26 protein-coding genes are annotated in these 26,888 nt (G+C 64.5%); 23 read left to right on the forward strand and 3 right to left on the reverse strand.

Annotated elements, in window-relative coordinates:
• Positions 1-101: 101 nt before the first annotated feature.
• From CupriaWKF_RS26380 to aroQ, 3 genes are all read left to right on the forward strand, one after another.
• Entirely contained in the window at positions 102-1,508 is a 1,407-nt protein-coding gene (locus CupriaWKF_RS26380; RefSeq protein WP_276101380.1) for an MFS transporter, read from the forward strand.
• Between the two features lie 172 nt (positions 1,509-1,680).
• A complete protein-coding gene (gene aroE / locus CupriaWKF_RS26385; RefSeq protein ID WP_276101381.1) occupies positions 1,681-2,502 on the forward strand; it encodes a shikimate dehydrogenase in 822 nt (273 codons plus the stop codon).
• A 283-nt stretch (positions 2,503-2,785) separates the two neighbouring features.
• Positions 2,786-3,226, forward strand: a complete 441-nt coding sequence (aroQ, locus tag CupriaWKF_RS26390) for a type II 3-dehydroquinate dehydratase (protein ID WP_276101382.1) — start codon at positions 2,786-2,788, stop codon at positions 3,224-3,226.
• Positions 3,227-3,495: 269 nt separating this feature from the next.
• On the opposite strand, the gene CupriaWKF_RS26395 is transcribed toward aroQ, so the two are convergent.
• Entirely contained in the window at positions 3,496-4,887 is a 1,392-nt protein-coding gene (locus CupriaWKF_RS26395; RefSeq protein ID WP_276101383.1) for a PLP-dependent aminotransferase family protein, read from the reverse strand.
• 385 nt (positions 4,888-5,272) lie between these two features.
• Between CupriaWKF_RS26395 and CupriaWKF_RS26400 the strand changes: the two genes are divergently transcribed.
• Genes CupriaWKF_RS26400 through scpA form a run of 9 tightly spaced genes read left to right on the forward strand, consistent with a single transcriptional unit; the run spans position 5,273 to position 13,997 of the window.
• Positions 5,273-5,755: an MSMEG_0572/Sll0783 family nitrogen starvation response protein gene (locus CupriaWKF_RS26400; protein WP_276101384.1), complete on the forward strand. Its 483-nt coding sequence runs from the start codon at positions 5,273-5,275 to the stop codon at positions 5,753-5,755.
• 20 nt (positions 5,756-5,775) lie between these two features.
• Positions 5,776-6,792, forward strand: coding sequence for a Nit6803 family nitrilase (locus CupriaWKF_RS26405; RefSeq protein WP_276101385.1), 1,017 nt, complete (start codon positions 5,776-5,778; stop codon positions 6,790-6,792).
• Positions 6,743-7,864: an MSMEG_0568 family radical SAM protein gene (locus tag CupriaWKF_RS26410; RefSeq protein WP_276101386.1), complete on the forward strand. Its 1,122-nt coding sequence runs from the start codon at positions 6,743-6,745 to the stop codon at positions 7,862-7,864. The genes CupriaWKF_RS26405 and CupriaWKF_RS26410 overlap by 50 nt, the downstream gene beginning before the upstream one ends.
• Entirely contained in the window at positions 7,861-8,415 is a 555-nt protein-coding gene (locus CupriaWKF_RS26415) for an MSMEG_0567/Sll0786 family nitrogen starvation N-acetyltransferase (RefSeq protein ID WP_276101387.1), read from the forward strand. The genes CupriaWKF_RS26410 and CupriaWKF_RS26415 overlap by 4 nt, the downstream gene beginning before the upstream one ends.
• Positions 8,412-9,428 (forward strand): sll0787 family AIR synthase-like protein, encoded by a 1,017-nt coding sequence (locus CupriaWKF_RS26420; RefSeq protein WP_276101388.1) that lies wholly within the window; start codon positions 8,412-8,414, stop codon positions 9,426-9,428. The genes CupriaWKF_RS26415 and CupriaWKF_RS26420 overlap by 4 nt, the downstream gene beginning before the upstream one ends.
• Before the next feature lie 3 nt (positions 9,429-9,431).
• Positions 9,432-9,719: an MSMEG_0570 family nitrogen starvation response protein gene (locus CupriaWKF_RS26425; RefSeq protein ID WP_276101389.1), complete on the forward strand. Its 288-nt coding sequence runs from the start codon at positions 9,432-9,434 to the stop codon at positions 9,717-9,719.
• A 57-nt stretch (positions 9,720-9,776) separates the two neighbouring features.
• Positions 9,777-11,060 (forward strand): MSMEG_0569 family flavin-dependent oxidoreductase, encoded by a 1,284-nt coding sequence (locus tag CupriaWKF_RS26430; protein ID WP_276101390.1) that lies wholly within the window; start codon positions 9,777-9,779, stop codon positions 11,058-11,060.
• 1 nt (position 11,061) lies between these two features.
• Positions 11,062-11,901, forward strand: a complete 840-nt coding sequence (locus CupriaWKF_RS26435) for a Pnap_2097 family protein (protein ID WP_276101391.1) — start codon at positions 11,062-11,064, stop codon at positions 11,899-11,901.
• Positions 11,898-13,997 carry a methylmalonyl-CoA mutase gene (scpA, locus tag CupriaWKF_RS26440; RefSeq protein ID WP_276101392.1) on the forward strand — a complete coding sequence of 700 codons (2,100 nt, stop codon included), beginning with the start codon at positions 11,898-11,900 and terminating at the stop codon, positions 13,995-13,997. Before CupriaWKF_RS26435 ends, scpA begins: the two co-directional genes overlap by 4 nt.
• A gap of 252 nt (positions 13,998-14,249) precedes the next feature.
• Here the strand turns inward: scpA and CupriaWKF_RS26445 are convergent, their stop codons facing one another.
• Complete coding sequence (locus tag CupriaWKF_RS26445) at positions 14,250-14,870, reverse strand: flavodoxin family protein (protein WP_276101393.1); 621 nt, start codon at positions 14,868-14,870, stop codon at positions 14,250-14,252.
• A gap of 328 nt (positions 14,871-15,198) precedes the next feature.
• Here CupriaWKF_RS26445 and CupriaWKF_RS26450 point away from each other — a divergent pair, with 328 nt between their 5' ends.
• Entirely contained in the window at positions 15,199-16,272 is a 1,074-nt protein-coding gene (locus CupriaWKF_RS26450) for a maleylacetate reductase (RefSeq protein ID WP_276101394.1), read from the forward strand.
• 40 nt (positions 16,273-16,312) lie between these two features.
• Positions 16,313-17,185, forward strand: a complete 873-nt coding sequence (locus tag CupriaWKF_RS26455; protein ID WP_276101395.1) for an NAD(P)-dependent oxidoreductase — start codon at positions 16,313-16,315, stop codon at positions 17,183-17,185.
• A gap of 55 nt (positions 17,186-17,240) precedes the next feature.
• On the opposite strand, the gene CupriaWKF_RS26460 is transcribed toward CupriaWKF_RS26455, so the two are convergent.
• On the reverse strand, positions 17,241-18,155 hold the full coding sequence (locus CupriaWKF_RS26460; RefSeq protein ID WP_276101396.1) for a LysR family transcriptional regulator: 915 nt from the start codon (positions 18,153-18,155) through the stop codon (positions 17,241-17,243).
• A 224-nt stretch (positions 18,156-18,379) separates the two neighbouring features.
• Between CupriaWKF_RS26460 and CupriaWKF_RS26465 the strand changes: the two genes are divergently transcribed.
• The 9 genes from CupriaWKF_RS26465 (at position 18,380) to CupriaWKF_RS26505 (ending at position 26,880) form a co-directional block, all read left to right on the forward strand.
• Positions 18,380-19,720, forward strand: coding sequence for an amidohydrolase family protein (locus tag CupriaWKF_RS26465; protein ID WP_276101397.1), 1,341 nt, complete (start codon positions 18,380-18,382; stop codon positions 19,718-19,720).
• A gap of 9 nt (positions 19,721-19,729) precedes the next feature.
• Positions 19,730-21,238: a sugar ABC transporter ATP-binding protein gene (locus CupriaWKF_RS26470; RefSeq protein ID WP_276101398.1), complete on the forward strand. Its 1,509-nt coding sequence runs from the start codon at positions 19,730-19,732 to the stop codon at positions 21,236-21,238.
• A gap of 1 nt (position 21,239) precedes the next feature.
• The gene (locus CupriaWKF_RS26475) at positions 21,240-22,217 is read left to right on the forward strand and encodes an ABC transporter permease (RefSeq protein WP_276101399.1); all 978 of its coding nucleotides are present in this window, start codon (positions 21,240-21,242) and stop codon (positions 22,215-22,217) included.
• On the forward strand, positions 22,214-23,179 hold the full coding sequence (locus tag CupriaWKF_RS26480) for an ABC transporter permease (protein WP_276101400.1): 966 nt from the start codon (positions 22,214-22,216) through the stop codon (positions 23,177-23,179). The genes CupriaWKF_RS26475 and CupriaWKF_RS26480 overlap by 4 nt, the downstream gene beginning before the upstream one ends.
• A gap of 64 nt (positions 23,180-23,243) precedes the next feature.
• Positions 23,244-24,212, forward strand: a complete 969-nt coding sequence (locus CupriaWKF_RS26485) for a sugar ABC transporter substrate-binding protein (RefSeq protein WP_276101401.1) — start codon at positions 23,244-23,246, stop codon at positions 24,210-24,212.
• 30 nt (positions 24,213-24,242) lie between these two features.
• Positions 24,243-25,121, forward strand: coding sequence for an intradiol ring-cleavage dioxygenase (locus CupriaWKF_RS26490; RefSeq protein ID WP_276101402.1), 879 nt, complete (start codon positions 24,243-24,245; stop codon positions 25,119-25,121).
• Between the two features lie 14 nt (positions 25,122-25,135).
• Positions 25,136-25,438, forward strand: a complete 303-nt coding sequence (locus tag CupriaWKF_RS26495) for a YciI family protein (protein WP_276101403.1) — start codon at positions 25,136-25,138, stop codon at positions 25,436-25,438.
• Positions 25,439-25,516: 78 nt separating this feature from the next.
• Complete coding sequence (locus CupriaWKF_RS26500) at positions 25,517-25,882, forward strand: Dabb family protein (RefSeq protein WP_276101404.1); 366 nt, start codon at positions 25,517-25,519, stop codon at positions 25,880-25,882.
• Complete coding sequence (locus tag CupriaWKF_RS26505) at positions 25,879-26,880, forward strand: Gfo/Idh/MocA family oxidoreductase (protein ID WP_276101405.1); 1,002 nt, start codon at positions 25,879-25,881, stop codon at positions 26,878-26,880. The genes CupriaWKF_RS26500 and CupriaWKF_RS26505 overlap by 4 nt, the downstream gene beginning before the upstream one ends.
• The last annotated feature ends 8 nt before the right edge of the window (positions 26,881-26,888 follow it).

Genomic DNA, 26,888 nt, shown 5'->3' on the forward strand with positions numbered 1-26,888 from the left:
CGCAATTCTTGAGAATACCCGGCAAGGGAAACAGTACAGAACGCCGGCGGAGGCCACTCCAGAAGGGCAGCGCCGGCTTTGGAACACGTCAGGAGACAAGCATGACAACTGCAACGGCTCACGAGCCCCAAGGCAAACACCAATCAAGGAAAGCCGCTGCCAGCGGCTGGATCGGTTCGGCGCTTGAATACTATGACTTCTTCATTTACGCCACAGCGTCGGCATTGATCTTTCCCCAGATCTTCTTTCCAAAAGGCAATGCGACGACGGCCATCATCGCGTCGCTGGCCACCTACGGCGTTGGCTACGTGGCACGCCCTATCGGCGCCTTTGTGCTTGGCCATCTCGGAGACACGCATGGTCGCAAGAACGTCCTCGTGTGGTGCATGTTCCTGATGGGCTTTTCGACCATCGGCGTGGGACTGCTGCCCACGTACGATCAGGTCGGCCTGCTGGCCCCAGCGCTTCTAGTGATGCTGCGGTTGGCGCAGGGCTTCGCTGTCGCGGGAGAAATCTCCGGCGCGAGTTCCATGATTCTGGAGCATGCCCCGTTCGGACGGCGTGGCTATTTCGCGAGCTTCACGCTACAGGGCGTGCAGGCCGGACAAGTCCTGGCAGCCGCGGTGTTCCTGCCTTTGGCGCACTATATGCCGGCCGATCAGTTCAATAGCTGGGGGTGGCGTATTCCTTTCCTGCTTAGCTTCGTAGTCATCGTTGCTGGCTGGGTCATTCGCCGTGAAGTGAGTGAGACTCCTGCCTTTGCTGAAGAGGGGCGCGAGGGCCGCTCCCGGTCACCCGTCATCGACGCTATCAAGTTCAGTTGGCCGGATATGCTTCGCGTCGTTTGCATGGCCCTGATGAATGTCATCCCGGTGGTCGCCACTATCTTCGGTGCGGCATACGCTGTTCAGCCAGCCTATGGCATTGGGTTGGACAAAGACCTGTATCTCTGGATTCCGGTGGTCGGCAACATTGTGGCCGTGTTGGTCATTCCCTTCGTGGGAAACCTGTCCGACAAGATTGGTCGCAAGCCGCCGCTCATCATCGGAGCGCTGACATCTGGCTTCCTCGCCTTCGTCTATCTCTACGCGATCAGCATCAAGAACGTTCCGCTGGCCTTTGGGATGTCGATACTGATGTGGGGCATTGTCTACCAGGGCTACAACGCCGTATTCCCGAGCTTCTACCCGGAACTGTTCCCGACCCGCACCCGTGTCTCGGCCATGGCGATCTCGCAGAACATCGGCACGGCGGCGACGGCGATGCTGCCGGCGCTCTTTACGGCCGTGGCGCCTCCCGGTTCTGCCAACGTTTGGCTGACCGTTGGCAGCATTGCGTTCGGTATCACCATCATCGCAGCGCTTGCCGCATTCAGCGCACGAGAGACATACCGGGTTCACATGAACAACTTGGGTGAGCCAGGGACAGAGCCTGTCAGCAAAGTGGAGTATGACCGGATGCGCGCACAGTCGCTGACCGCCCCCGGCATGGGCCGCCCGGCAGTTTGAGGCTGTCAGTCTGTTTGACACACGAGGCACCAATCAGGAGGCAGTTGTGAAGACCATCCGCTGCCGTCGGCTTCCAGCTCGCCTGAGCAGGAGGAAGGCGATGCCCCCAACCCCCCCCCACCTCACTCTATCCACGACATCCCACCGGCCGTGACCGGTACATGGAGAAATCATGACTGACCGTTACGCCGTCATCGGCAATCCTATACAACATAGCAAATCGCCCTTGATCCATACCGCGTTTGGGAGCGCAACCGGTCAAGATATCGAGTACGGCAAGATTGAGGGGGCAATCGGTGAGTTCGCCGCCACCGCGGATGCATTTCGTGCAGCCGGGGGGAAGGGAATGAACATCACCGCACCGTTCAAGCTCGATGCATTTGCCTACTCCACCGACCGGTCTCCCGCAGCCGAACTGGCTGGCGCGGCTAATGCCATCAAGTTTGATGGCGATCGGGTCTGCGCCGAGAATTTCGACGGCGTCGGCCTGGTACGGGACGTGGTCCACAATTTGAAACGTCCCCTCCGTGGCAAGCGAATCCTACTTCTTGGTGCCGGCGGAGCAGCACGAGGCGCGCTGCTTCCTTTTTTGGCTGAACGTCCCGCCGAACTTGTGATCGCAAACAGGTCGCTCGACAAAGCGCTGATGCTGGCGAGCATTGGCTCGGAACATGGTGCAGTGACCGGCTGTACCTACCAGGATCTGATCGCGCAGAAGTTTGACATCGTTTTTAATGCTACGTCGGCGAGCCTGCGCGGCGAACTTCCTCCAGTGCACGCGATGGTGTTTCTCCCGGGTGCCCTTGCTTATGAACTGGCCTACGGCAAAGGCCTCACACCTTTCCTTCGGCTGGCGCAAAACGCGGGCGTTGCCCATCTCGCGGATGGCGTTGGCATGCTTGCAGAACAGGCTGCTGAAGCGTTCGCATGGTGGCGAGGCGTGCGGCCTGATACCAGGGAAGTGATCAACCGGCTCACCGTTCCACTGGTTTGACATAGTTGGACGGTTCGCTCGGGTACATACGGGCCGCCACGCGGCCGACTCGGCCGCGTGGGGAACTATGCAAGCCCGCCTGTGGAACGACTCATTTGCGGCGCCCCCCACGTCGTGCCATGAAATGGCGTAGCAGACATCGGCGAGACCGCCTTTATCCGCCTTTTTTATTCACTGTCTGGAACCTGCGCATCACCGAAGCCATCGTCACGGCAGCGCGGTCCGGCTCGGTAGTCGAACTGCCGCGCGATTAACCTTGCATATCCTAATCTAAGGAGTAGTAATGAAAGTTCTTATGCTTCATGGCATCAATCACAACATGTTCGGCAAGCGGGATCCGGTCCAATACGGGACCATCACGTTGAACGAGATTGACGAAAAGCTGCATGCTCTCGGGCGAGAGCTTGGCGCCAAGGTCGACAGCTTTCAAACAAATAGTGAGGGCGAAATGTGTGAGCGTATCCACCAGGCCTTCTTCGATGGTGTAGACGCCGTGCTGATCAATGCTGGCGCTTGGACACACTATAGCTATGGAATCCGCGATGCGTTGGCGATTCTGACCGTACCTGTCATCGAGGTCCACATGTCGAACATCCACGCCCGAGAAGCATTCCGGCACCACTCGGTATTCGCTGAAGTTGTGAATGGACAAATCTCCGGGTTGGGCGTCGACAGCTATTTGCTCGCATTGCGGGGAGCGGTCGCTGCGGCAACGGGGCGTTAAAGCGACCGTTGATCAGCGGTGGAGTTGATGTCGTCGGAGTGGCATGCGTCAGCGGTGCTGGAAGGGCCACCCTGCGCCAGAGAATGCACTGATGTATGACTATTGATTTGATCTGGCTTGCCGGATTGGCGCCCGCCTTCGCTTTCCGCAGGGCAAGGCACCTCTTGTCCTGGTGCCCGTGCGAACGATGCCGATTCCGTCGTCAGACGGCCTGCGGCTTTGCTCGGCGCTGGCAGGATTGCGCGACTATGAGCCAGGCATAGCCTGGACTACAGCATGGCCGAATGCAGATGGTGCGGATCGTCAAGCGTATCCGCGACGATCTGCAGCGACTCCTCGATCTCGTCCCGCTCGCCGGGCCCGCCAAGGCAAAGCCGGATCGCATCGGGCGGGTTGCCATCCGTCGAGAAGGCCGCGCTCGACACGGCGCCGATGCCGCGCGAACGCAGGTGCAAGGCCAGTTCAGACGGGCGCCAGGCATTGCCGGTGCCCAGATGCAGCCAGAGGTGGAAACCCTCCGGATCGGCGGCGTAAGTGCGGCCGGCCAGCACGCGCGTGGCGATGGCCTGGCGTGCGGCATTTTCCTGCCTGACTGCGGCAAGCATCTCATCGGCCGTGCCGTCCTTGATCCAGGCCGTGGCCAGCAAATTGGTGAACGGGCTGGCCATCACGGTGGTGGCGCGCAACGTGCCTGCCAGGCGCTGGCTTTGCCTGGCTGAGGGCGCATGGACGAACGCCGTGCGCAAGCCGGCGCCGAAGCATTTCGACAGGCCGGTCATGTAGTAGGTCAGTTCCGGGGCCAGCGCTGCAAAGGTGTCCGGGGTGCGCCGGGGCAGCATGCCATAGGCATCGTCCTCGATGATCGGCACGTTATAGCGTAGCGCGATATCGGCGAGGATCTCGCGGCGTCCCTGGGACATCGTGCGCGTGCTTGGGTTCTGGATGGTGGGGTTGCAATAAAGCGCTGCGGGCTTGTGCGCCTTGCAGAAGTTCTCGAAGGCGCTGCCGATCATGCCATCCTCGTCGCCTGGCAGTGCCTGCAGCTGGACCCCGAGTTGCGCAGCAATGGCCTTGATCCCGGGATAGGCCAGTGCCTCAACGCATAGCGTCTGTCCGCCGCGCGCCAGTTGCGACAGCAGGGCAACCAGCGCGCTGTGGATGCCCGGGCAGATGAGCAGCGTTTCGCTGGCTGCCGTCGGCACGAGCCGGCGCAGCCAGGCCGTCACGGCCGCACGGTCGGCCGGCGTGCCGCCGAAATCCTGGTAGCGCAGCAGCGTGTACGGATCCGTCCCGGCGAGGAGTGCCGCCGACGATTCACGCAGCCGCGTTGCCAGCGCGGGGGGCTCCGGCGGCATGTTCATCGTCATTTCGGCGCTGGTGCCGGCGCGCAGCGGCAGAGCCGGCGCCCGGCCACGCACATAGGTGCCGCTGCCGGCCTTGGCATCGATCAGCCCGCGCTTGCGCGCCTCGCCGTAGGCGCGCGCGACGGTGGTGTAGTTCAGGTCCAGCGCCTCGGCCAGGTCGCGCAAGCCGGGCAGCCGGTCACGCGCCTGCAGGCGCCCGTCGGCAAGTGCCTCCTCGATCAGGTCGGGAATGGTCAGGTAGGCGGGCTTGGGGCTGTCTGCAATGCGCTTTGCCCAATGACTGGTCAGGCCGGACAAGATTCTCTCCAAACGGGGCTGCGCCGTCGTGGCGCCGCGCAAATGAATGCATGGTGCGTGCCAGTTTGATTGCATCTGAATGGCTGCATGATGGTGCGCAGGCCGTCTGGCCGCACCATCTAAATGCAGTGTGCAGCGGCGCACGACGCGATTCTGGTGCAATCGTCAGGCGCCCTTCGTGTTGCGATTAAGCCATGCGGGCCATGCGATCAATGATGCGATCGATCGCATGGCGACTGCTTGATCGGGCATTGATCGGAGGGGTGAATCCGGTTGATGGCATATCGGTTGCACAAACTGGACCGTCGGCGACAGCGCCGGCCCGGGGTGGCGGATTGCGCCGCACCGGCTTGTCCGAACCGCAACCCACTCACTGGAGTACAGCATGCCCGCAGTCAACAAACCTGCCCATCAGGATGGCGATTTCCTGGTCGATTTCGAAGAGAAGGTGTTCGAGGACGTCAAGGCAGAACCCGGCGAGAAGGCGCTGGTGACCTTTCATACCGTGGCCTTCGAGGGATCGATCGGTTTCGTCAACCTGCTGCAGGCCACGCGGCTGCAGCGCAAGGGCTTTGACACCAGCATCCTGCTGTACGGCCCGGGCGTCACCCTTGGCCTGCAGCGTGGCTTTCCGCGCCTGGGCGATGAAGCCTTTGCCGGCCACCTGAATTTCAACAAGCAACTGCGCAAGTTCATGGACGAGGGCGGCAAGGTCTATGCCTGCCGCTTCGCGCTGCAGGCTCTCTACGGCCATGGCGAAGCATCGCTCATCGAGGGCATTCGCCCGATCAATCCGCTCGACGTGCTGGACCTGAGGCTGATCCACCGCAAGGAGAACGCATTGATCATCGACACCTGGACGGTCTGATCCAGCTCAGGGGTATCGCCATGTCACAGAAACGCATTGTCCGCGCCGCGGCGGTCCAGATCTCGCCGGACCTGGAAAGCGGTGAGGGAACCCTGGCCAAGGTGCTTGAAGCCATCGAGAAGGCCGCGCGCGAGGGGGTGCAGCTGATCGTCTTCCCGGAAACGTTCGTGCCGTACTACCCGTACTTCTCGTTCGTGCGCCCGCCGGTGCAATCCGGAAGCGATCATCTGCGCCTGTACGAGCAGGCCGTGACGATACCCGGCCCCGTGACGCTGGCCGTCGCCGAACAGGCGAGGCAGCATGGCATGGTGGTCGTGCTCGGCGTCAACGAGCGCGACCACGGCAGCCTGTACAACACGCAGCTGATCTTCGACACGGAGGGGCGGCTTGCCGTCAAGCGGCGCAAGCTGACGCCAACCTTCCATGAACGCATGATCTGGGGGCAGGGCGATGCCGCTGGCCTCAAGGTGGTGCAGACCGCCATCGGCCGTGTCGGCGCGCTCGCGTGCTGGGAGCACTACAATCCGCTCGCGCGCTACGCGCTGATGACCCAGCATGAAGAGATCCATTGCAGCCAGTTTCCCGGCTCGCTGGTCGGTCCCATCTTCGCCGACCAGATCGAGGCAACGATTCGCCATCACGCGCTGGAAGCCGGCTGCTTCGTGGTCAATGCGACAGGTTGGCTCACCGATGCGCAGATCGCCTCGGTGACGACCGATCCCGTGCTGCAGAAGGCGCTGCGCGGCGGCTGCAACACAGCGATCGTCTCGCCAGAGGGGCAGCATCTCGCGCCGCCGCTGCGCGAAGGCGAAGGGATGGTGATCGCTGACCTCGACATGGCCCTCATCACCAAGCGCAAGCGCATGATGGACTCGGTGGGCCACTATGCGCGCCCCGAACTGCTCAGCCTCGCCATCAACGACCGGCCGGCGGCCACGGTGTCGGCCATGGGCGAATTTCCTCTTCCCACTTATCGGAGCCCCGATCATGCAAGCCAGCGAGACGATGTCGGCCTCGAGCCGGCAATTGATGACTGAGCTGCAGTCCGTCGGACTGCGGCTGGAAGATCCGCGCGCGGGGGCCCAGAGCCGTCGCGGCGGCGCGGGGCCGTCCGACCACAAGGCGGTGACCATCGATGGCGTGACCATCATGGTGCCCGTGCATACCAGTACCGCGTGGAATTCGCCCTTCGTCGCCTCGGCGCCGGACGGCAGCGGCCGCAGCGCGCTCAAGCGCGGCGCCATTCCGATCGCCGACATCAGCTTCCCGAAAGCGCCGCGCTTCTACGGCCTGCAGACGCTGGACGGCATTCCGTATGCGCAGATCGCGACGCTGCATGGCGCCGATGTGCTGGCGACGACCGTCCTGCAGACCTGCATCCGCTATGAGAGCCGACGCAAGACCTGCAAGTTCTGCGCGATCGGGCAGTCGCTGGCGGCCGGTCGCACCATTGCCAGGAAGACCCCGGAGCAGCTTGCCGAGGTCGCCCGCGCGGCGGTGTTGCTCGATCATGTCAGGCACATGGTGCTCACGACCGGCACGCCGCCGACGCCCGATCGCGGCGCCGGCATCCTCTGCGACAGTGCGTTTGCGATCCGGGCGGCGGTCGACCTGCCGATTCAGGGACAGTGCGAGCCACCGGACGACGACCGCTGGTTTGCGCGCATGCGCGCCGCGGGGATCGACAGTCTCGGCATGCACCTAGAGGCGGTCACGCCTGCCGTGCGCGAACGGATCATGCCCGGCAAGGCATCCGTGCCGCTGTCGCGCTATATGGACGCGTTCGAGGCTGCCGTGGGCGTGTTCGGCCGCGGACAGGTGAGCACCTATATCCTCGCCGGGCTTGGCGACACGGCCGAGTCCATTCTCGCCATCTCGCGCCGGCTGGTGGACATGGGCGTGTACCCCTTCGTGGTGCCGTTCGTGCCGATCTCCGGGACCCCGCTGGAAGACCACCCCGCACCGACGCCGGCGTTCATGCGCGAGATCCTGGCGCCGCTGGGCGCAATGGTCGCGGCGGCCGGGATGCGCTCGGCCGACATCAAGGCTGGCTGCGGCAAGTGCGGGGCGTGTTCGTCGCTGTCCGCATACGAAGGGGTGCCGTCATGAGCCGCGATCTTTGCGTCGAGGTCCCTGCGATCCCGGTGTACCGGATCCGCTGGGCGGATACGCGCCGCGAAAAGGAAGCGGCCTTTGGGCTGCGCCGCGCCGTGTTCTGCGAAGAGCAGCAGCTCTTTGCCGGCGACGACCGTGATGTCATCGATGACGTGGCGCAGTTGCTGGTGGCGCTCAGGGCCGATCCGGACCTGCCGGCTGAGCCAGGCGAGGTTGTCGGCACCGTGCGTATCCACGAGAGCGAGCCCGGTGTCTGGTATGGCTCGCGCCTGGCGGTGGCGGCACCGTACCGCCGGCAGGGGCGCATCGGCGCGACCCTGATCCGCCTGGCCGTGAGCAGCGCCCATGCGCTAGGCTGCCGGCGCTTCCTGGCCCATGTGCAGAGCCAGAACGTGCCGCTGTTCCGCCGGCTGCACTGGACCACGCTGCACGAGGAAGTGCTGTTGGGGCGGTCCCATCACCTGATGGAGGCAGACCTGAATTACTACCCGCCTTGCCACACGCCTTTGTCCGGACTGGTCATCGAGGAAAGGAGGGCACCATGAGCGCTGCGGAACTGGCGAAGGTTTTGCGGGCTGGTCGCGGCTTCGGCCACAAGACCGATATCGCGGGCATGCTGTCGGTGTTCAGGCATGCGCTGCCAGCCGGGCAGGGCGCGGAAGACCGAGGCATCGCACTGGGCGATGACTGTGCCGCGATTCCGGACGGTGACGGACACCTGCTGTTCGCGATCGAAGGCATGGTCGGCGAATTCCTGCGCACCATGCCTTGGTTCGCGGGCTATAGCGCAGTGATGGTGAACGTCAGCGACATCTATGCAATGGGCGGCCGGCCGCTGGCGGTGGTCGATGCGATCTGGAGCGATGGCATCGACGGTGCGGCCGAAGTCATCCGGGGCATGGCTGCCGCATCGGCCGCCTATGGCGTACCAGTCGTCGGCGGGCATAGCAATGCCAGGAGTGATGGCGCGCAACTGGCCGTGGCCATACTGGGCCGGGCGCGCCGGCCGCTGTCGAGCTTCGCGGCGCGTCCCGGCCAGCACCTGCTGATGGCCGTGGATCTGCGGGGTGCCTTTGAGGAACCTTATCCTTACTGGAACGCGTCTACTAGCGCGCCAGCCGAACGGCTGCGCGCCGATCTGGAGATCCTTCCCGCGCTGGCCGAGGCCGGATTGTGCGCTGCCGCCAAGGACATCAGCATGGCGGGCATCGCGGGCACGGCATTGATGTTGATGGAGTGCTCGCGCGTCGGCGGACGGATCGACCTCGACGCCGTGCCAATGCCACCGGATGTGCCGTTGCTCCGTTGGCTGAGCGCTTTCCCAAGCTATGGGTTTCTGCTCGCCGTGGACGAAGGCCATGTTGCGGAGGTCGCGGCGTGCTTCCAGGCGCGCGACATCGCGTGCGCGTCCATCGGCCAATTCGACGACACCACGCGCGTGTCGATCACCCACGGGGGCGAGTCGGCCTTGCTGTGGGACTTTGCCAGGGCCGCCTTCATCCTGCCTGAACAGGCAGCGGGTCTCGAAGAGCCGGAACCCGTCACGCTGGGAGCGTAAGCCATGCCCGTTACCCATTTCCGGATCCGCTGGCCGGATCAGAGCGAAGCGGTTTGCTATTCGCCGTCATCGGTGGTGACGGCGCATCTCGACGCGGGCCGCAATTATCCGCTCGCGGAGTTTGTCAGCCTCACCCGCGCGGCCCTGCTCGAGGCGTCCGAGCGCGTGCGCACGAAATATGGCTACGCGTGCTCGTCCGCCATGGACCAGTTGCAGGCCATCGAAGAGGCCGCCGCAAGATTCCACGACCAGCCGGATGCCACCGTGCAGGTGATCGGCTTCGGTCATTAGCCAGCATTGACGGCTGCCACCGCGGCCGAACCCTAATCGCATCAAGGAAACCACGCCATGACACGCAACACCATCGATACCCCCATTCACGCGGAACCCCGTCATCTTCCGGTGATCGTGGTAGGAGGCGGCCAGGCCGGCCTGTCCGTCAGCTACTACCTGAAGCAGGCCGGGATCGAACACCTGGTGCTGGAAAAGCACACGCTCACCCATACCTGGCGCACCCAGCGCTGGGACGCCTTCTGCCTGGTCACGCCGAACTGGCAATGCGCGCTGCCGGGGCATCCGTACCGCGGGGACGATCCGCACGGCTTCATGAGGAAGGATGAGATCATCGCGTACCTGGACGGGTTCATACAGTCCGTTGCGGCACCGGTGCTCGAACATACCGCGGTGCTGAGCGTCAGGCCGAGGCCGCAGGGCGGGTACTTCGTCACGACTAGCCGGGGCGTCTTCAGCGCCGACCAGGTGGTCGTTGCATCCGGCGGCTACCACACGCCGATCGTTCCCCGCATGGCCGAGCGCCTGCCCGCTTCGATCCGCCAGATCCAGTCGGCCGATTACCGGAACCCGCAAGACCTGCCGGATGGCGCTGTGCTGGTAGTGGGGTCCGGGCAGTCGGGCGCCCAGATTGCCGAAGACCTGCATCTGGCCGGCCGCGAGGTCGTTCTGGCGGTCGGGGAAGCGCCCCGCTGCGCGCGCTTCTATCGCGGCCGCGATGTGGTCGACTGGCTCGCCGACATGAAGTACTACGACCTGCCTGTCACCGAGCATCCGCTGCGCGAGGGCGTGCGCGACAACACCAACCACTATGTGACTGGCCGCGATGGCGGCCGCGATATCGACCTGCGCAAGTTTGCCACCGAGGGCATGCAGTTGTATGGTGTGCTGGAAGACTACCGCGACGGCCAGCTGCATTTTGCCCCGGACCTGCGCCAGAGCCTTGACGATGCCGATGCGACCTACAACCGCATCAACGCAAGCATCGACAAGTTTATTGCCGAGCGCGGCATCGATGCGCCGCCGGCCAGTATCTATGCGCCGGTATGGGCGCCGGAAACGGAGCGAACAACACTCGATCCCCGTGCGGCGGGGATCAGCACCATCATCTGGAGCATCGGGTTCCGGCCCGACTTCAGTTGGCTGGAGGTCCCGGTCTTCAACGGCCGTGGCTATCCGGGCCACGAGCGTGGCGTGACTGCGCATGCCGGCCTGTATTTCCTTGGCCTGCCGTGGTTGCACACTTGGGGGTCGGGGCGCTTCTCGGGTGTCGCGCGCGATGCCGAGTACCTGGCCGGGCTGATCGCCGCATACGGGCCCGACGCCGCACTGGCAGCGTGAAATGGAGGCCGTCCGCTCGCACCATATCGCTGGTATGCCGCAACTGGCGTACACCGGCCTGTCGGAAAACTGGTTGCTGAAGACCTGCGGCGACCTGCACTGGCGCCAGTTGGCTGCGGGCTGCGGCCTGGCAGTGCCGGACTTCCGTGACGGCGAGGGCAATCCTGTCTATGCCGCCTTCACCGCCGTACGCGTACGCGATGCCGTGCTGGAGAGGATCGGCGAGCATGGCACCTTCACGCTGGACTCGGCCGGCTTGCCGGCAGGCGGCGTGAAGCGCCTCAGCCAGCATGCCGTGGCATCGCTGAACGGGACGCGCTGCGCCACTGTCACCATGCTGTCGACCTTTATCCGGCGCACGCGCGAGCGGGACAATCGCTCCGTGGTTCGCGCGATGCCGTCCGTGGCAACTGGCTGGAATAACGCGGCATCCACGACCGAGGCGACGGAGCTGCCGCAGTTGGCACGACGCTTTCGCAGTGGGGATTGGGGTATGCATCTCGGCTTGCGCCAGCAGCAGGATGGCGTCAATCACGTCATCGATTTCCTGCCATGTCCCTACAACGACTTCAACGGCGCCGACCTGATGTATTTCGCCAGCTTCCAGGCGATGGTGGACCGCGCGGAGTGGCAATGGCGCAGCCATGCGGAGCCGCCAACCGTGGCCGCGCGGGACCTGTTCTTCCATGGCAACGTCAATGTCGGCGAGGCACTGGAGCTGACCTTCGCGGCCCTGCGCGAAGACGAGTCGGGACTGGCGCACTGGTGCGAGGTCCGGCGCGCCGCCGATGGCGAGAAGATCGCGGATATCGTGACCCGCAAGCGCTGGAGGCAACGATGAGCCAGGAGTGCAATGAGCCGCGCTTCGGCGTGGACCTGAAACCCGTCTACGGCCAGGAGGACGTTGTCGGTCTGAGCCACCTCGGCGGCATGCCTGGCGAGGCGCCATTCGTGCGCGGGCCTTACCCGACCATGTACCGGCAGCGCCCGTGGACCATCCGGCAGTACGCCGGCTATGGCGACGCCGCGACGTCGAACCTGGCGTATCGCGAGGCCCTGAGGCAAGGGGCACAGGGCCTGTCAGTCGCGTTCGACCTGCCAACCCATCGCGGCTACGATTCGGACGATCCGGAGGTGGCGGCCGACGTCGGCATGGCTGGGGTGGCGATCGACTCGGTCGACGACATGCGGCGCCTGTTTGACGGCATACCGCTGGATCGGGTTTCTGTGTCGATGACCATGAGCGGGGCGGTTCTGCCAATCCTGGCCGCCTTCATGGTCGTGGCTGAGGAAGCCGGCATTCCGTACGCCCGGCTGCGTGGCACCATCCAGAACGACATCCTGAAGGAGTTCATGGTCCGGAACACCTGGATCCATGCTCCGGAGCCGTCGCTACGCATTGCGGCGGATGTGGTCGAATGGCTCGCCAGGCACGCGCCGAAATTCCACGGCATGTCGATTTCCGGCTACCACTTCCAGGAAGCCGGGGCGGATCCGGCGCTGGAACTGGCCCTGACGCTGGCGAACGCGCGGACCTATGTCGATGCGCTGCGTGCTCGAGGTCTCGATGTCGATGCCTTCTGTGGTGGGCTGAGCTTCTTCTTCGGCGTCGGCAAACAGTTCTACAAGGAGATTGCCAAGCTGCGCGCCGCCCGGCTCCTGTGGCACGACATCGTCCGTGCACGAGGCGGCACCACTGCCCAGGCCGCGGCGATGCGCATGCACTGCCAGACATCGGGCTGGACGTTGGCGGCGCAGGCACCGCACAACAATATTGCCCGCACCACGATCGAGGGCATGGCCGCAATCTTTGGCGGCACGCAGTCGCTGCACACAAACGGCTTTGATGAAGCTCTGGCGCTGCCCAGCGTCGAAGCCTCGCGTATCGCGCGTGACACGCAGTTGATCCTGCAGCACGAATTCAGCCTTTGCGACGTGGCGGATCCGTGGGCAGGTTCCTACCTGATCGAGTCATTGACGGGTCGCATGGCCGATACCGTCCGGTCGATCCTCGCAGAGATCGATGCTCATGGGGGCGTGCTCAAGGCGCTGGAATCAGGCTGGGTGCAGCAGCGCATCCACCGCAATGCCCTGCGGACACAGGCGCGGATCGATGCGGGAGAGGAGGTCGTGGTGGGCGTCAATCGCTACCAGGCCGACGAAGAAGCACTGCCAGCGTGCCTGGAAATCGATGGAGGCCGCGTTCGCGCCGAGCAGGCGACTCGACTGGCGGCAATGCGGGCAAGGCGGGACGAGCACACAGTCCAGCAGGCGCTAGGCGCACTGGCAGAAGCTGCACGACGGGGCGGCAGGAACTTGCTGGACTGCGCCATTGACGCCATGCGCTGCCGGGCGACGGTCGGCGAATGCACGCGCGCCTTGCTGGAGGTCTGGCCGCGCTACGCAGTGCAACCGGGCTACGACAAAGCTCACTATGGCGCTACCCGCGCAGGCAGTCCGAACTGGGCGGCGGCTTGCGACCAGGTCAGGCGGCTGAGCGCGACACTTGGACGCGCGCCGCGAATCCTGGTGGCAAAGCTCGGGCAGGATGGGCACGATCGCGGCGCGAAGGCTGTCGCCGCCGCCCTGAGCGATGCCGGGTTCCTGATCCGGCTTACGCCATTGTTCCAGTCGGCCGAGGCCATTGCGGCGCAAGCGTGCGATGGCGACTTCGATGCCATCGGCATCTCGACGCTCGGCGGTGCACATCTTGCCCAGGTTGCCATGTTGTTCAAGGCCCTTCGCCAGCGCGGGGATACTGTGCCGGTATTTGTTGGCGGGATTATTCCGGCGCCGCACAGGCGCACCTTGCAGCTGGCAGGCGTCCGTGGCATCTATGGTCCAGGGACGCCACTGGAGCGAATCGTCTCAGAGATCGTGATGGTGCTGACTGCGCAATACGATAAAAGGCATGTGGTGGCAGCAGGGCACTCGTGACCGCTGCGGCTTACTGGGCAGGCCAGAAGCTCTACTGTCCCGAGCCAGCGTTATGGGCTCACGCGGAACGGATTGCGGCCATGTCCAATCAGTTTCATTACGCAATGCGGTCTCCGCTACGACATTCTGGGCATGGCTCGGATTGTCGCGTCAGCCCTGAAGACGCCTGCATGTAGCGTGTGGCATCCCGCTGGTGGTGCGGGTGCCAATCCATACAGCCGGCTTGCTGTTCGGCGACGCCTGAACGCGGCTTCAGGCGGCTTCTTTCAACTGTGCCAGCGCGCGCCGGCCTGCGACTAGTTGCTGAGCCACCTCTGCCACACGAGCCCCCAGATGTTCGGCGGTGCGCAGGTCGGCTGGCGGCGGTGCCACCTCGGCGCTGACATCGGCGTCGGACTGCGCGGCAGCACCGAGGAAGAAGCCGTGGCGGTTCAGCGAGTCTTCCGTCGACTTGGAGTTGTTGTGGCCGGGGGGCAGGCCCAGGTTGACCCAGTGCATGCCGTGCTGTGCCGCGAAGATGGCGATCTGCTGCAGCGTGGCCAGCTTGTCGCCCGAGCGCGACGCGGCGTTGGTGAAGCCCGCGGCGACCTTGTTGGCCCACTTGCCGCCCTTGGCAAAGACATTGCGTGAGGTGGCGTCCATGAAGCCCTTGAACTGCGCCGAGGCACTGCCCATGTAAGTCGGCGCGCCAAAGATGATGGCGTCCACCTGTTCCAGTGTGTCCCAGTGCTGATCGATGTCTTCCACAGGGATCAGGAGGCTTTCAGTGCCGGTTACGCTGCCGGCGCCGCGGGCGACGGCCTGGGCTTGCCTGGCAGTGTGACCGTAGCCGCTGTGGTAGACGATGGCGACGCGGTTGGAGGACGAAGTCATGATGGATTTCCTTGGTGGCTTGCAAAAAAAATTTGATCGATCTTGGCGTGGTGCGGCACCGATGTGAAGGCAGTCTAGGTGGGTGATGGCCAAGGATTGCGATCAGAATCTCAAGGATAGGTTGAATAATTTTGAATATGCGCTAGGGTTCGCGTCCAATGCGGCCAGTTCGTCTCGGTGTCACAGCTGTTCTTGCCGATGTGTGGTCCCTGAGCCCTGGCATCCGTCATTCTTCCGCGCATGTGAAGAGTGTTTTTCGCATGGACTGTTTCCTTGCAGCGCGCGGAAAGATAACTTCCGTATCGATATCCGCAACAGGAAAGAGATCATGGAAGCGCCGCATTCATTTGTTTATGAGTCACATGCAGCTCGCGTCTTGTTCGGCACTGGCACGTCGGACCAGGTTGCCGAAGAGGTCAAGCGGCTCGGTGGCAGGCGTGTCCTGGTGCTCAGCACGCCCAACCAGGTGGCCGAAGCGCAGCGCATTTCGGATCTGCTGGGCACGCTGTCAGCAGGCATCTTCGCCGGCGCGGTCATGCATGTGCCGATCGAGAGCGCGCGCGAGGCCGTGGCGCAAGCTCGTGCGGCTGGCGCCGACTGCGCAGTGGCCATCGGCGGCGGTTCGACCACCGGCCTGGGCAAAGCCATTGCACTGGAAACCGGCATGCCGGTCCTTGCCATTCCGACCAGCTACGCCGGCTCGGAAATGACGCCGATCTACGGCATCACGGAGGCAGGCCTGAAGAAGACCGGGCGAGACCTGCGCGTGCTGCCGCGCACCGTCATTTACGACCCGGCACTGACAGTCGGACTGCCTCCCGGGCTGACCGTGACCAGCGGCCTGAACGCGATTGCCCATGCAGCCGAAGGCCTCTACGCGCGCGATGCCAACCCGGTGATGTCGCTGATGGCCGAGGAGGGCATCCGGGCACTGGCCAGCGGCATACCTGCTGTCTTCCGCGAGCCGGCCGACCTGGACGCGCGCGCGCAGTGCCTGTACGGCGCATGGCTATGCGGCACGGTACTAGCCAGCGTCGGCATGGCGCTTCATCACAAGCTATGCCACACGCTGGGCGGCAGCTTCAACCTGCCGCATGCCGAGACCCACACCATCGTCTTGCCCCATGCCATGGCGTACAACGCGGCAGCGGCACCGGAAGCCATGGCGCGGATCCAGCGGGCCACCGGCGCCACCGGTGCATCGGCAGCCGCGGCATTGTTTGACCTGGCAGAGCGCCATGGTGCGCCGGTTGCCTTGCGCGATATCGGCATGCGCGAAGAGGACCTCGATCGCGCCGCCGACATCGCGCTGGCCAACCCCTACTGGAATCCCCGCGCGATCGAGCGCGAGGCCATCAGAGCCCTGTTGCAGGCCGCCTACGACGGCGCACGGCCGGCCTGAAGACATGAACGCAATAACAACGTGAGACTGGAGTCAGAGCATGAAGATTGGCTTTATCGGAACCGGCAAGATTGGCTTGCCGATGGCGCGTCATCTGGCCGCGGCGGGAAATGATGTCCTGGTCTATGACGTCGCGCCGGCCCAGGTGGAGGCCGCCAGGCAGGCCGGCCTGGCCGCTGCTGCGTCGTTGGCCGAAGCGGTGGCACAGGCCGAGGTAGTGTTCAGCTCCATGCCCAACGATGCCGCGTTCCTGGCTGTGTCGGGCGAGGTCGCTGCGGCGGCCAGGCATGGCACGATCTACGTCGACACCAGCACGATCTCTCCGGGCTCATCGGCCGCCGCAGCCCCAGCGCTCGCCGAGCGCGATATCGGCTACCTGCGCGTGACCGTATCGGGCAACAGCCATATGGCTGAGGCTGCCAAGCTGACCGCCCTGGCTTCGGGGCCGAGGGCCGCCTACGAACGGATCAAGCCGCTGCTGGCTGCGCTGGGGCCGGCGCAGTTCTACCTTGGCGAGGCGGAAGAGGCGCGCCTGATGAAGCTGGTCGTCAACCTGCTGATCGGCCTGACCAGCGGCATGCTGGCCGAAGCCCTGACGCTGGGGAAGAAGGGCGGCCTCGACTGGGCGGCCATGTGGGAGGTGATTACCGCCAGCGCTGTGGCTTCGCCGATCGTGAAGGCAAAGTCCGCGCAGCTGGCCGTGCACGACTACACGCCGACGTTCACGGTAGAGCAGATGCTAAAGGATGTCGGGCTGATCCTGGACGCAGGTGCGCAACTGCACGTGCCGATGGGCCTGACCGCGTTGCTTGGGCAGATGTTGCAGGGTGCCGCGGCGCAGGGCATGGCCGGCGACGATTATGCGGCGGTGATCAAGTCGGAGGGGCTGGCCGCCGGCATGCATCCGGGCTAGGACGAGCCCGGCATTTTCAGGATGTGCCCGGGCGCACCCGGGCCGCCGCGCCTGCCTACGAGGTCCACTTGCGCTCGTAGTCCATGCGCTGGAAATGGCTGACCAGGAACTCGATGAACAGCCGCACCCGCGCGGGCAGGTGGCGCCTGGTCTGGAAGGCGATGTTGACCGTCAGCCGGGGCAGGTCCCAGTCATCGAGAATCGGGATCAGCCGGCCCGCTACGATGTCGTCGTAGAGGATGTACTTGGGCTGCACCAGGATGCCCATGCCCTCCAGCGCGGCCGCGCGCAGCACCTGGCCGTCGTTCGACTCCATGGTGCTGTGGACTGTCACGACGCGCTTTTCTTCGCCCCGCGTGAACGCCAGTTCGTTGGGCCGGTTGGCGTAGGAGTAAATCATCATCTCGTGATTGACGAGATCTTCCACGCTGCGCGGGGTCCCCCTGCGGTCCAGGTAGCGCGGCGAGGCCGCCAGCACGCGCCGGGTCTCTGCCAGGCGGCGCACGGTCAGGTTGGAGTCGGGCTCGAACTCGCGCGTCCGGATGGCCAGGTCGATGCCGCTGTCCATGATGTCGTAGTAGCGGTTGGCGGCCAGGATATTGATGCTCACCTTCGGGTAGAGCGCGGTGAACTCGGGCATCAGTGGCGCCAGATGCTTCATCGAGAACGAGAGCGAAGCGGTGATGGTCAGCATGCCACTCGGTTCGAGCAAGGTGGCGCTGACGTCCGCCTCAGCTTCCTTCATCTCCGCCAGCACGCCCTTGCAACGCTTGAAGAACTCCTCTCCGACCTGGGTCAGGAAGAGCCGGCGGGTGTTGCGCTCGATCAGCCGGGCTGCCAGCCGCTGCTCGAGCGAACTCAGGTGGCGGCTTGCGGCCGCATTCGAAATATCCAGACTTTCTGCGGCCTTGGTGATGCTGCCGAGTTCGGCTGTCTGTACAAAGAGTTCGATTTCTGTCCAGCGGTCCATGGCTTGTCTCCGGCGCTTTTCCACCCTGACCGGGTTTTCCGCTGAGCGGAAGGAAGATTTTCAAGTACGTCGTTTTTTTGCGCTTCTGGCGAGTATAGACTCATTCCGTGCTGGCTATACAAACGTTTGCAAGAGGCGTTGGCCAGCACAGGGAACGAATACGCTGAAGAAGCGAAGGCGGCGGCTCTGACGGGTCAGCCGCCAGACAAAAGGAGACAATCGGCATGACGCGTACCCTGATTCGCGGGGCGACGCTCGTCACGATGGAACCCGCTTATGGCGAGTTCGTCGGCGACCTGCTGATGGAAGGCGAGCGTATCGCCGCCATCGCGCCGCATATCGAAGCCCCCGATGCCGAGCAGATTGATGCGCGCGGCTTTATCGTGACGCCGGGCTTCATCAACGCCCACATGCACACCTGGCAGACCGCGCTGCGCGGGGTCGCCGCAGGCTGGACGCTGACCGAATACTTCCGGCAGATGCATGCCGGCCTGGCAACGCGCTTCCGACCCGAAGACATCCACATTGCGACCCTGGTCGGCGCATGGAATCAACTTGACTGCGGCACGACCACCCTGGTGGACTGGTGCCACAACAATCCCACCCCGGCCCATAGCGACGCCGCGCTGGACGCGCTGGAGCAAGCCGGCATCCGCGCCGCATTCCTGCACGGCTCGCCCAAGCCGGATCCCCGGCCGGGCATTGCGCCGTTCTGGGAGACTCCGCATCCGCGCGGTGAAGTCGGGCGTCTCGCACGGCGGCTGCAAGGCTCGAGCCTGATCAGCCTGGGCCTGGCCATTCTCGGCCCGCACTATTCGACGATGGAGGTGGCGCTGCACGACTTTGCGCTGGCGCGCGAGTTAGGCCTGCTGGCCAGCATGCACCAGGGCGGCGGCGCTGCGCGCACGCCCGATGGCTGGGACCGGCTCGAAGCCGCAGGCCTGCTCGGGCCGCATATCAACATCGTCCACGGCAACAATCTGAGCGATGCGCAACTGGCGCGCTTTATTGCCGCGGGCATGAGTTTCTCCCTGACGCCGGAGAACGAGCTGACGCAGGGTCATGGCTTTCCCATCACGGGCCGGTTACGCAAACTGGGAGCGACACCGTCCCTGGGTGTCGATCTGGAATCCGGCCTGTCCGGAGAAATGTTCGTGGCCGCGCGCATCGCGCTGGGCGTGCAGCGCGCGCTCGACCATGCTGCCTTCCGCGCGCAGCAAGGCGAGATCGCCATGTCCCATGAAGTGAGCTGCCGCGACGCGCTGGAATGGATCACGATGGCCGGCGCACGGATGCTCGGCATGTCCGGGCGCATCGGTTCCCTCGCTCCGGGCAAGCAGGCCGACCTGGTGCTGATCGATGCGCGCCGGCTGAACATGATGCCGCTGCACGACCCGGTCAGCGCAGTGGTGATGCAGGCAAGCCTGGCCAATATCGACAGCGTATTTGTTGCAGGCGAGGCGCGCAAGCGCCACGGCCGCCTGCTGGTCGACGGGCTTCCTGCCGGGCTCAAAGCGCTGCGCGCTTCCGGCGAGCGCCTGCTCCACAAGCCTGCACACGCCTGAGAGGAGATCATGAACGCGATCACCGAAGTGACGCCGCTGTTCGAGATGCGCGGCATATGCAAGGACTTTCCGGGCGTCAAGGCGCTCGACGATGTGTCATTCGCGATCTATCCCGGGGAGGTGCACATGCTCCTTGGCGAGAACGGCGCGGGCAAGTCATCGCTGATGAAAGTCCTGTGCGGAGTCTATCTGGCCGACGCTGGCGAGTTCTACCATAACGGCCGGCGCGTCAGCGTGACCGGCCCGGCCGATACCATGGGCCTGGGCATCGCCGTCATCTTCCAGGAGTTCTCGCTGGTGCCCTACCTGGACATCGCGCAGAACATCTTCCTTGGGCGCGAGCCGCGGGGCCGCGTGCCGGGCTCGGTCGACCACGCCCGCATGCATGCCGAGGCACGGCGCCTGCTGGATATCCTGGGCATGGACCTGAGCACCCACACGCCCGTGCATCGCCTGGGTGTGGCACAACAGCAGATGGTGGAGATCGCCAAGGCGCTATCGCAGGATGCCCGCATCCTGGTGCTCGACGAGCCGACCGCGGCGCTGTCGGATCGCGAGACCGAGAAGCTGTTCGCAGTGATCGGCAAGCTCAAGGCCGAGGGCGTGTCGATGATCTATATCTCGCACCGCATGGCCGAGGTATTTGCGCTGGGCGACCGCATCACCGTGATGCGTGATGGCCGCAAGGTTGGCAGCTACCTGCCGGGCGAAGCCACACCCGATGAACTGGTGGCCCGCATGGTGGGCCGCAAGGTCGATATGAGCTACAGCCGCGAGCGCGGCAATCCCGCGGGCGAGCTGGCGCTGGAGATGTGCGGTGTTGGCGCTGACAACGGCATCGAGGACATCAGCCTGCAAGTGCGAGCAGGGGAGATCGTAGGCCTGGCGGGGCTGGTGGGGTCGGGCCGCAGCGAAGTGGCCAGGGCTGTATTCGGCGCCGACCCGGTTCGCCAGGGCGAGATCCGCATTTTCGGCAAGCCGATGAAAGGCGGCCCGGACCAGGCGCGCGCGCTTGGCGCGGCGCTGATTCCGGAAAGCCGCAAGACCGAGGGCCTGGCGCTGATCCGCAGCGTGCGCGACAACCTGCTGCTGGCCGGGCTGCGGCGTGCCTTTCCAACGTACTGGTTTCGCGCCGGCAAGGCGGATGCACTGGCTGCGCGCGAGATCGCCCGCCTGCGCATCGCCACGCCCGACGGCGGCCAGCTCGCCCAATTTCTCTCGGGCGGCAACCAGCAGAAGATCGTGATCGGCAAATGGCTGGTTGCGGGTTCCAGGCTGTTCATCTTCGACGAGCCGACCCGCGGCATCGACGTGGGCGCCAAGGCAGAGATCTTTGCGCTGATCGACGGGCTGGTGAAGGAGGGTGCCGCGGTCCTGCTGATCAGTTCCGAGCTTACGGAAATCATCAACGTCTGCGACCGCACCTACGTCATGCGCGAGGGCCGTGTCGCGGGCCACCTGGTGCATACGGAAATGACCGAGGAAAGCATTCTGCAACTGGGGATGAACGATGCCTGACATGACTGAAATGCCTCACACCCAAGCCGTCCCACGCACGGGTGCGCTGCCCTTTGCGCCGGCGCTGGGGAAGCTCCCCGGCTCGGTCTGGGTGCTGCTGTTGCTGACACTGGCATTTGCCGTTGGTGGTGACGGCTTCCTGAGCGTGGCCAACCTGCTCAATGTGGGCACGCAGTCTTCCGTCCTGCTGCTGATCGCCTTGCCGATGACGCTGATCATCATGACAGAGGGGCTGGACCTGTCGATGGGCGCCGTCCTCACGCTGTGCGGCGTGGTGCTGGCCATGGTGATGGTATCCACCGGCTCGCTGCCGCTGGCGTTGGCGGCGGCTCTTGGTGCCGGGCTGCTGTTCGGTGTGCTGAATGGGGTGCTGGTGGCCGCCCTGGGGATTCCGCCCTTCGTCGCTACCCTCGGCACGCTCGGCGTGGCGCAGGGACTGTCACTCGTTCTCACTGATGGGCAGAGCGTGGTGGGCGTCGGAGACACGATACCGCTGCTCTACTCGGGGGAACTGCTCGGCGTCCCGGTGCCGCTCTGGGGTGCCATGGCCTTCTACGGCCTGTTCCACTGGCTGCTCTACCGCACCCGCTTCGGCACCTATGTGTTCGCCCTGGGCGGCAACCGCGAAGCCCTCAAGTTCGCCGGCGTGCGCACCAGTCGCTGGCTGGTTGCCGTGTATGCGCTCGGCGGCGTCATGGCGGGTGTGGCCGCGCTGCTGCTGACGGCGCGCATGAATGCCGGCCATCCCACGGCGGCGCTCGGGCTGGAATTCGACGCCATCGCCGCCGTGGCGGTCGGCGGTACCACGTTCGATCGCGGCAACGGCTGGCTGCCGGGCACGGTGCTGGGCGTGCTGGCGGTCGGCGTGCTGCGCAACGGCCTGAACTTGCTGGGCGTGCAATCGTCGGTCCAGGTAGCGGCCATCGGCCTGCTGGTACTGGTCGTGCTGCTGATCGAATCCATCAAGGGGAAAGCATGAATACCGCCATCTCATGGGCGCCGCTGTCGGCGGACGCGCGTTCCTTTGCTTACCGCCTGTTTGCGCTCGGCTTGCTGTGCGCGGCGCTGGCGGTGGCCTCCGACGCCTTCCTGACACTGGGCAACCTGCTCAATGTGTTGCGCCAGGCCAGCCTGTTGTTCCTGCTGGCCTCCGGACTGACATTAGTGATCCTGACCGGCGGTCTGGACCTGTCGGTCGGGGCCAATGTGGCAATGTCAGCCTGCCTGGCAGCGACCGTGATGAAGGCCACCGGTTCGACGATGCTCGGCGTGGGCGTTGGCCTGGGCAGCGGCGTGCTGATCGGGCTGGGCAATGGCTTGCTGGTAGCCGCGTTGCGCATCCCGCCCTTCATTGCCACCTACGGGATGCTGTGGGTGTTGCACGGGCTGACCTACTGGTTCATGGCCGGCGAGACCATCCACGGCTTCGCCCCGGCGTTCCGCGCGATCGGCAGTGGCTACCTGTGGGGTGTGCCGGTCCCGGTATTCCTGATGCTGGCGTTCCTGGTGGCCGGTACGGCGATCTCGCAAAAGACCATTTACGGCCAGGAGATCTATGCCATTGGCGCCAATCCCGTAGCCGCCAGGCTGTCGGGCGTGCCGGTTACGCGGCGGCTGGTGCTGGTCTACGTGGTGAGCGGCGCCATGGCGGGCCTGGCCAGCCTGGTGTTCCTGGCGCGCCTCAATTCCGCCGAGGGGGATATCGGCGAGACGCTGACGCTGCCGGCCATTGCCGCGGTACTGATCGGCGGCACCTCGCTCTTCGGCGGTGTGGGGCGGGTGTCCGGCACGCTGGTGGGCGCCATCATCCTGACGCTGGTGCTCAACGGCATGAACCTGCTTACCGTCAGCGCCAACTGGCAGCCGCTGGTGACCGGTGTCATCGTGGTACTCGCGGTCTTTCTGGACGCCGTGTCACGGCGCCGCCGCGGCACCCGCTAGGCGAATCGGCATCACAGCCGGCTGACACCCATGCCGGCACTACTTAAAATCAAGGAGACCAGACATGCAAGCGCGTAACCTCAGGCAGTTCGCCGCAATGGTGGCTTTCGGACTGGCGGCCATGCCAGTCGCCCATGCCGATGGCGAACGGATCGCCGTCTTCACCAAGAACCAGACCAACCCGTACTTCCAGGTAGTGCGACAGGGCGCAGATGCGGCGGCAAAGAGCATGAACGCAAAGGTCACGCACTACATCCCCACCAAGCCGGACAGCATTCCGGAGCAGATGAGCCAGATCGAGGATGTCATCGTCAGGAAGCCGGATGCGGTGGTATTCATTCCGGTGGACTACAAGGCCATGGGGCCGGGTGTCAAGAAGCTCAACGCGGCCAATATCCCGGTGGTCAACGTGACCGACCGCAGCGACGTCGGCACGTTCGTGTCCTTCGTCGGTGCCAGCGACTACGAACTCGGCCTGAAGACCGCCACGCATCTGTTCAACGCCATGGGCGGCAAGGGCAATGTGGTGCTGCTGGAGGGCATCAAGGGCTCGCTGACCAATGTCGACCGCGTGCGCGGCGTGAACGACGCGCTCAAGGCATTCCCCAAGGTGAAGCTGCTGGCCGCGCAGCCCGCCAACTACCAGCGCCTGCAGGCCTTGCAGGTGATGGAAAACCTGATGCAGTCCTACCCGCAGATCGATGCCGTATTCGCCGCCAACGACGCCATGGCGATCGGGGCCATCGAAGCCTTGCAGGGGGCCAACCGCAAGGCTCTGGTTTCCGGCATCAACGGCACCAAGGAAGCGATCGACGCGATCAAGGCTGGCACGATGCTCGCCACTGGCGACTACAACGGCTTTGCCCAGGGCTGTCTGGGCGCCATGGCGGCGATCCGCAAGTTGCGCGGGCTGCCGGTGAAGCAGGACATCGTGCTGCCGGCCGTCGTGATCGACAAGACCAATTACCAGCCGCTGGACGTTCCTGTTGAAAAACGCGCCTGCCCGCGCTGGGAAGACGGTGCCAAGGCGTAGTGTCCGGCAAACCATCAAGGAGTGACAAACATGCGCAATCTCGATGAAGAGACCATTACCCAGGCGGTACTGGCACGCAACGTCGACATGAAGGACCGCCGGTTCAAGGAGATCATGACCAGCCTTATCCAGCACCTGCACGCATTTGCCAGGGAAGTGCACCTGACCGAGGAGGAGTGGGCCGCCGGTATCCAGTTCCTGACGGATGTGGGCCAGACCTGTAGTCCGACCCGGCAGGAATTCATCCTGCTGTCCGACACGCTCGGCCTGTCCACGCTAGTGACGGCACAGAACCACCGCAAGCCCCGCGGCTGCACCGAGGCCACGGTGTTCGGGCCGTTCTACGTCGATGACGCGCCCGATTACGAGCTCGGCGCCGACGTGGGCAACGGCATGGCAGGCGAGCCTTGCTATGTCAGGGGCCAGGTCCGGAGCATCACGGGCGAGGCAGTGCCTGGCGCAAGGATGGAAGTCTGGCAGGCCGACGCCGAAGGGTTCTACGACGTGCAGAACCCTGAGCGCACCGAAGCCCAAGGGCGGGGCACGCTGCATGCCGATGCGTCGGGGCATTACCGCTTCAAGACGATCGTGGCCGAGTGTTATCCGATCCCGCACGACGGCCCGGTCGGACGCATGCTCGACGCCATGGGGCGGCATCCCTGGCGTCCGGCGCACCTGCATTTCATGATCTCGGCGCCCGGATACGAGACGCTGGTGACGCATGTATTCCGCGACAGCGACACCTATCTCGATTCCGACACGGTGTTCGGCGTACGTTCGTCGCTGGTGGCGGACTGGATCCGCCATGAGGCCGGCACGACCCCCGACGGCAGCCAGGCCGACAAGCCGTTCTACACGCTCGATTTCGACTTCGTGCTCAACCCCGCCAGCCCGTCCCGGGCCGCCTGAACAGGAAGCAAACCATGCTCTACGTATTCCACATGATCGATAAACCGGGCGTGAGTGCGTTGCGCCTGCGTGTGCGACCGGACCACAAGACCTACCTGCGCGCTGTGGCGGACCAGATAGCGTTCGCCGGACCGTTGTTGGCCGAGGATGGCGAGACGATGGTCGGCAGCCTGTTGGTGATCGACTTCCCCTCCGTCGAAGCGGCGCGCCGCTGGCTGGCCGAAGAGCCGTTTACGGTCGCCGGCGTCTATGCCGCCAGTTCGGTCCACGCCTTCGAGAACATGTGGCCGCAGCGGACCGGGTTCCCGGCGTCCTGAACCCGTTCCAGTCCACTTAGGCAACGAGAAAAGGCATCAGCCAAGGAGGCAATTTTGCCTGTCGTCAAACATATCGTGATGTGGAACCTGCGCGGCGAAAGCGAAGGCGAGAAGCGCGATGCCATCGCACGGCTCAAGGGCGCGTTCGAAGGCCTGCGCGGCAGAATTCCCGGGCTGCGCCATCTGGAGATTGGCGTCGACCAGAGTCGAGTCGACTATGCCTGCGACGTGGTGCTCTATTCCGAATTCGATTCGTACGGCGCGCTGCAGGCCTACGCAAACCACCCGGAGCACCTTCGTGTCAAGTCGGAGCTTGGCGATCTGAGGATTGCCAGGTACCAGGTGGACTACGACGGGGCAGGGCAGCACGCCAGCCACCGCCTCCATTCGCCTGAGCGTGGCATCGATCGACAAACAGAATCATTTGAGGGAGACAGACCTTGAGAGTCGCCGTTGCGGGGTTAGGATGGTGGGGCAAGCAGATCGTCAGCTCCTTGAGCAAAAGCGAAAAATTCAGCGTGGTCGCTGCCGTTGATCCGATGCCAACGGACGAGGCCCGGCAGTTCGCGCAACAGCATGGCATGGAGCTCGCTGTCGACCTGGCGGAGGTGCTTGGGCGAGGCGATATTGAAGGCGTGATCCTGGCAACGCCGCACCGGCTGCATGAACAGCAGGCACTGTCGGCGCTGGAAGCCGGCAAGCATGTCTTTTGCGAGAAGCCGCTGGCCATGACCGCGGCGGGTGCGCAGCGCATCGTCGATGCGAGCGCGCGCCAGGGCAAGGTACTCGGTGTCGGGCACGAGCGGCGCTTCGAGCCCGCCATTGCCGAAGTCATGCGCATGGTGCGCGCCGGCGAGCTGGGCCAGCTGTTGCATATGGAGGCCAACGTCAGCCACGACCTGTTCCGCAAGCTCGACCCCTCCAACTGGCGCCTGGACCGCAAGCACGCGCCGGCAGGCATGATGACCGCGGTAGGGATTCATGTCACCGACATCTTTGTCGCGCTGGCCGGCGCTGCCAGCAGCGTGCGCGCACGCACTGAATCGCTCGTCCTCGCCGAACCCGTGCGTGACTTCACCACCGCCACAATCGCCTTTGACTCCGGTGTCCAGGCCACCATCAGTTTCCTGTCCGTTACCCCTTTCCATGGTCGCATCGCAGTGTTCGGCGACAAGGGCTGGGTTGAAATCGTATCGGAAGGAAATGTCGACCAGGGCCTTCCCACCCACCTGACATATTGCCGGGGTACCGGCGTCCCGCGCACGACACGCACCTTTGACGCCATCGATGCGGTACTGGCGAATTTCGAGACCTGGGCGGATGCCGTGGCGGGACGGGTCAAGTATCCGTTCATCGCAGCGGAGTTGGTGGAGAACATCCGATTGTTCGAGGCCATCGTGCAGTCGAGCGAAAACAGCGGCGAGACTGTGGTCCTCCGCTAGGCACTGCG

It is taken from the genome of Cupriavidus sp. WKF15, from assembly GCF_029278605.1.
Taxonomy (GTDB): Bacteria; Pseudomonadota; Gammaproteobacteria; order Burkholderiales; family Burkholderiaceae; genus Cupriavidus.

Bases quoted from the DNA above. Each gene is read 5' to 3' on its own strand.
- aroQ (WP_276101382.1), top strand. From the start codon at position 2,786: ATGAAAGTTCTTATGCTTCATGGCATCAATCACAACATGTTCGGCAAG.
- CupriaWKF_RS26465 (WP_276101397.1), top strand. From the start codon at position 18,380: ATGACGCGTACCCTGATTCGCGGGGCGACGCTCGTCACGATGGAACCC.
- CupriaWKF_RS26435 (WP_276101391.1), top strand. From the start codon at position 11,062: ATGGAGGCCGTCCGCTCGCACCATATCGCTGGTATGCCGCAACTGGCG.
- CupriaWKF_RS26420 (WP_276101388.1), top strand. From the start codon at position 8,412: ATGAGCGCTGCGGAACTGGCGAAGGTTTTGCGGGCTGGTCGCGGCTTC.
- CupriaWKF_RS26475 (WP_276101399.1), top strand. From the start codon at position 21,240: ATGACTGAAATGCCTCACACCCAAGCCGTCCCACGCACGGGTGCGCTG.
- CupriaWKF_RS26500 (WP_276101404.1), top strand. From the start codon at position 25,517: ATGTGGAACCTGCGCGGCGAAAGCGAAGGCGAGAAGCGCGATGCCATC.
- CupriaWKF_RS26415 (WP_276101387.1), top strand. From the start codon at position 7,861: ATGAGCCGCGATCTTTGCGTCGAGGTCCCTGCGATCCCGGTGTACCGG.
- CupriaWKF_RS26480 (WP_276101400.1), top strand. From the start codon at position 22,214: ATGAATACCGCCATCTCATGGGCGCCGCTGTCGGCGGACGCGCGTTCC.
- CupriaWKF_RS26380 (WP_276101380.1), top strand. From the start codon at position 102: ATGACAACTGCAACGGCTCACGAGCCCCAAGGCAAACACCAATCAAGG.
- CupriaWKF_RS26495 (WP_276101403.1), top strand. From the start codon at position 25,136: ATGCTCTACGTATTCCACATGATCGATAAACCGGGCGTGAGTGCGTTG.
- aroE (WP_276101381.1), top strand. From the start codon at position 1,681: ATGACTGACCGTTACGCCGTCATCGGCAATCCTATACAACATAGCAAA.
- CupriaWKF_RS26410 (WP_276101386.1), top strand. From the start codon at position 6,743: ATGCAAGCCAGCGAGACGATGTCGGCCTCGAGCCGGCAATTGATGACT.
- CupriaWKF_RS26400 (WP_276101384.1), top strand. From the start codon at position 5,273: ATGCCCGCAGTCAACAAACCTGCCCATCAGGATGGCGATTTCCTGGTC.
- CupriaWKF_RS26485 (WP_276101401.1), top strand. From the start codon at position 23,244: ATGCAAGCGCGTAACCTCAGGCAGTTCGCCGCAATGGTGGCTTTCGGA.
- CupriaWKF_RS26450 (WP_276101394.1), top strand. From the start codon at position 15,199: ATGGAAGCGCCGCATTCATTTGTTTATGAGTCACATGCAGCTCGCGTC.
- CupriaWKF_RS26470 (WP_276101398.1), top strand. From the start codon at position 19,730: ATGAACGCGATCACCGAAGTGACGCCGCTGTTCGAGATGCGCGGCATA.
- CupriaWKF_RS26425 (WP_276101389.1), top strand. From the start codon at position 9,432: ATGCCCGTTACCCATTTCCGGATCCGCTGGCCGGATCAGAGCGAAGCG.
- CupriaWKF_RS26460 (WP_276101396.1), bottom strand. From the start codon at position 18,155: ATGGACCGCTGGACAGAAATCGAACTCTTTGTACAGACAGCCGAACTC.
- CupriaWKF_RS26490 (WP_276101402.1), top strand. From the start codon at position 24,243: ATGCGCAATCTCGATGAAGAGACCATTACCCAGGCGGTACTGGCACGC.
- scpA (WP_276101392.1), top strand. From the start codon at position 11,898: ATGAGCCAGGAGTGCAATGAGCCGCGCTTCGGCGTGGACCTGAAACCC.
- CupriaWKF_RS26430 (WP_276101390.1), top strand. From the start codon at position 9,777: ATGACACGCAACACCATCGATACCCCCATTCACGCGGAACCCCGTCAT.
- CupriaWKF_RS26455 (WP_276101395.1), top strand. From the start codon at position 16,313: ATGAAGATTGGCTTTATCGGAACCGGCAAGATTGGCTTGCCGATGGCG.
- CupriaWKF_RS26405 (WP_276101385.1), top strand. From the start codon at position 5,776: ATGTCACAGAAACGCATTGTCCGCGCCGCGGCGGTCCAGATCTCGCCG.
- CupriaWKF_RS26445 (WP_276101393.1), bottom strand. From the start codon at position 14,870: ATGACTTCGTCCTCCAACCGCGTCGCCATCGTCTACCACAGCGGCTAC.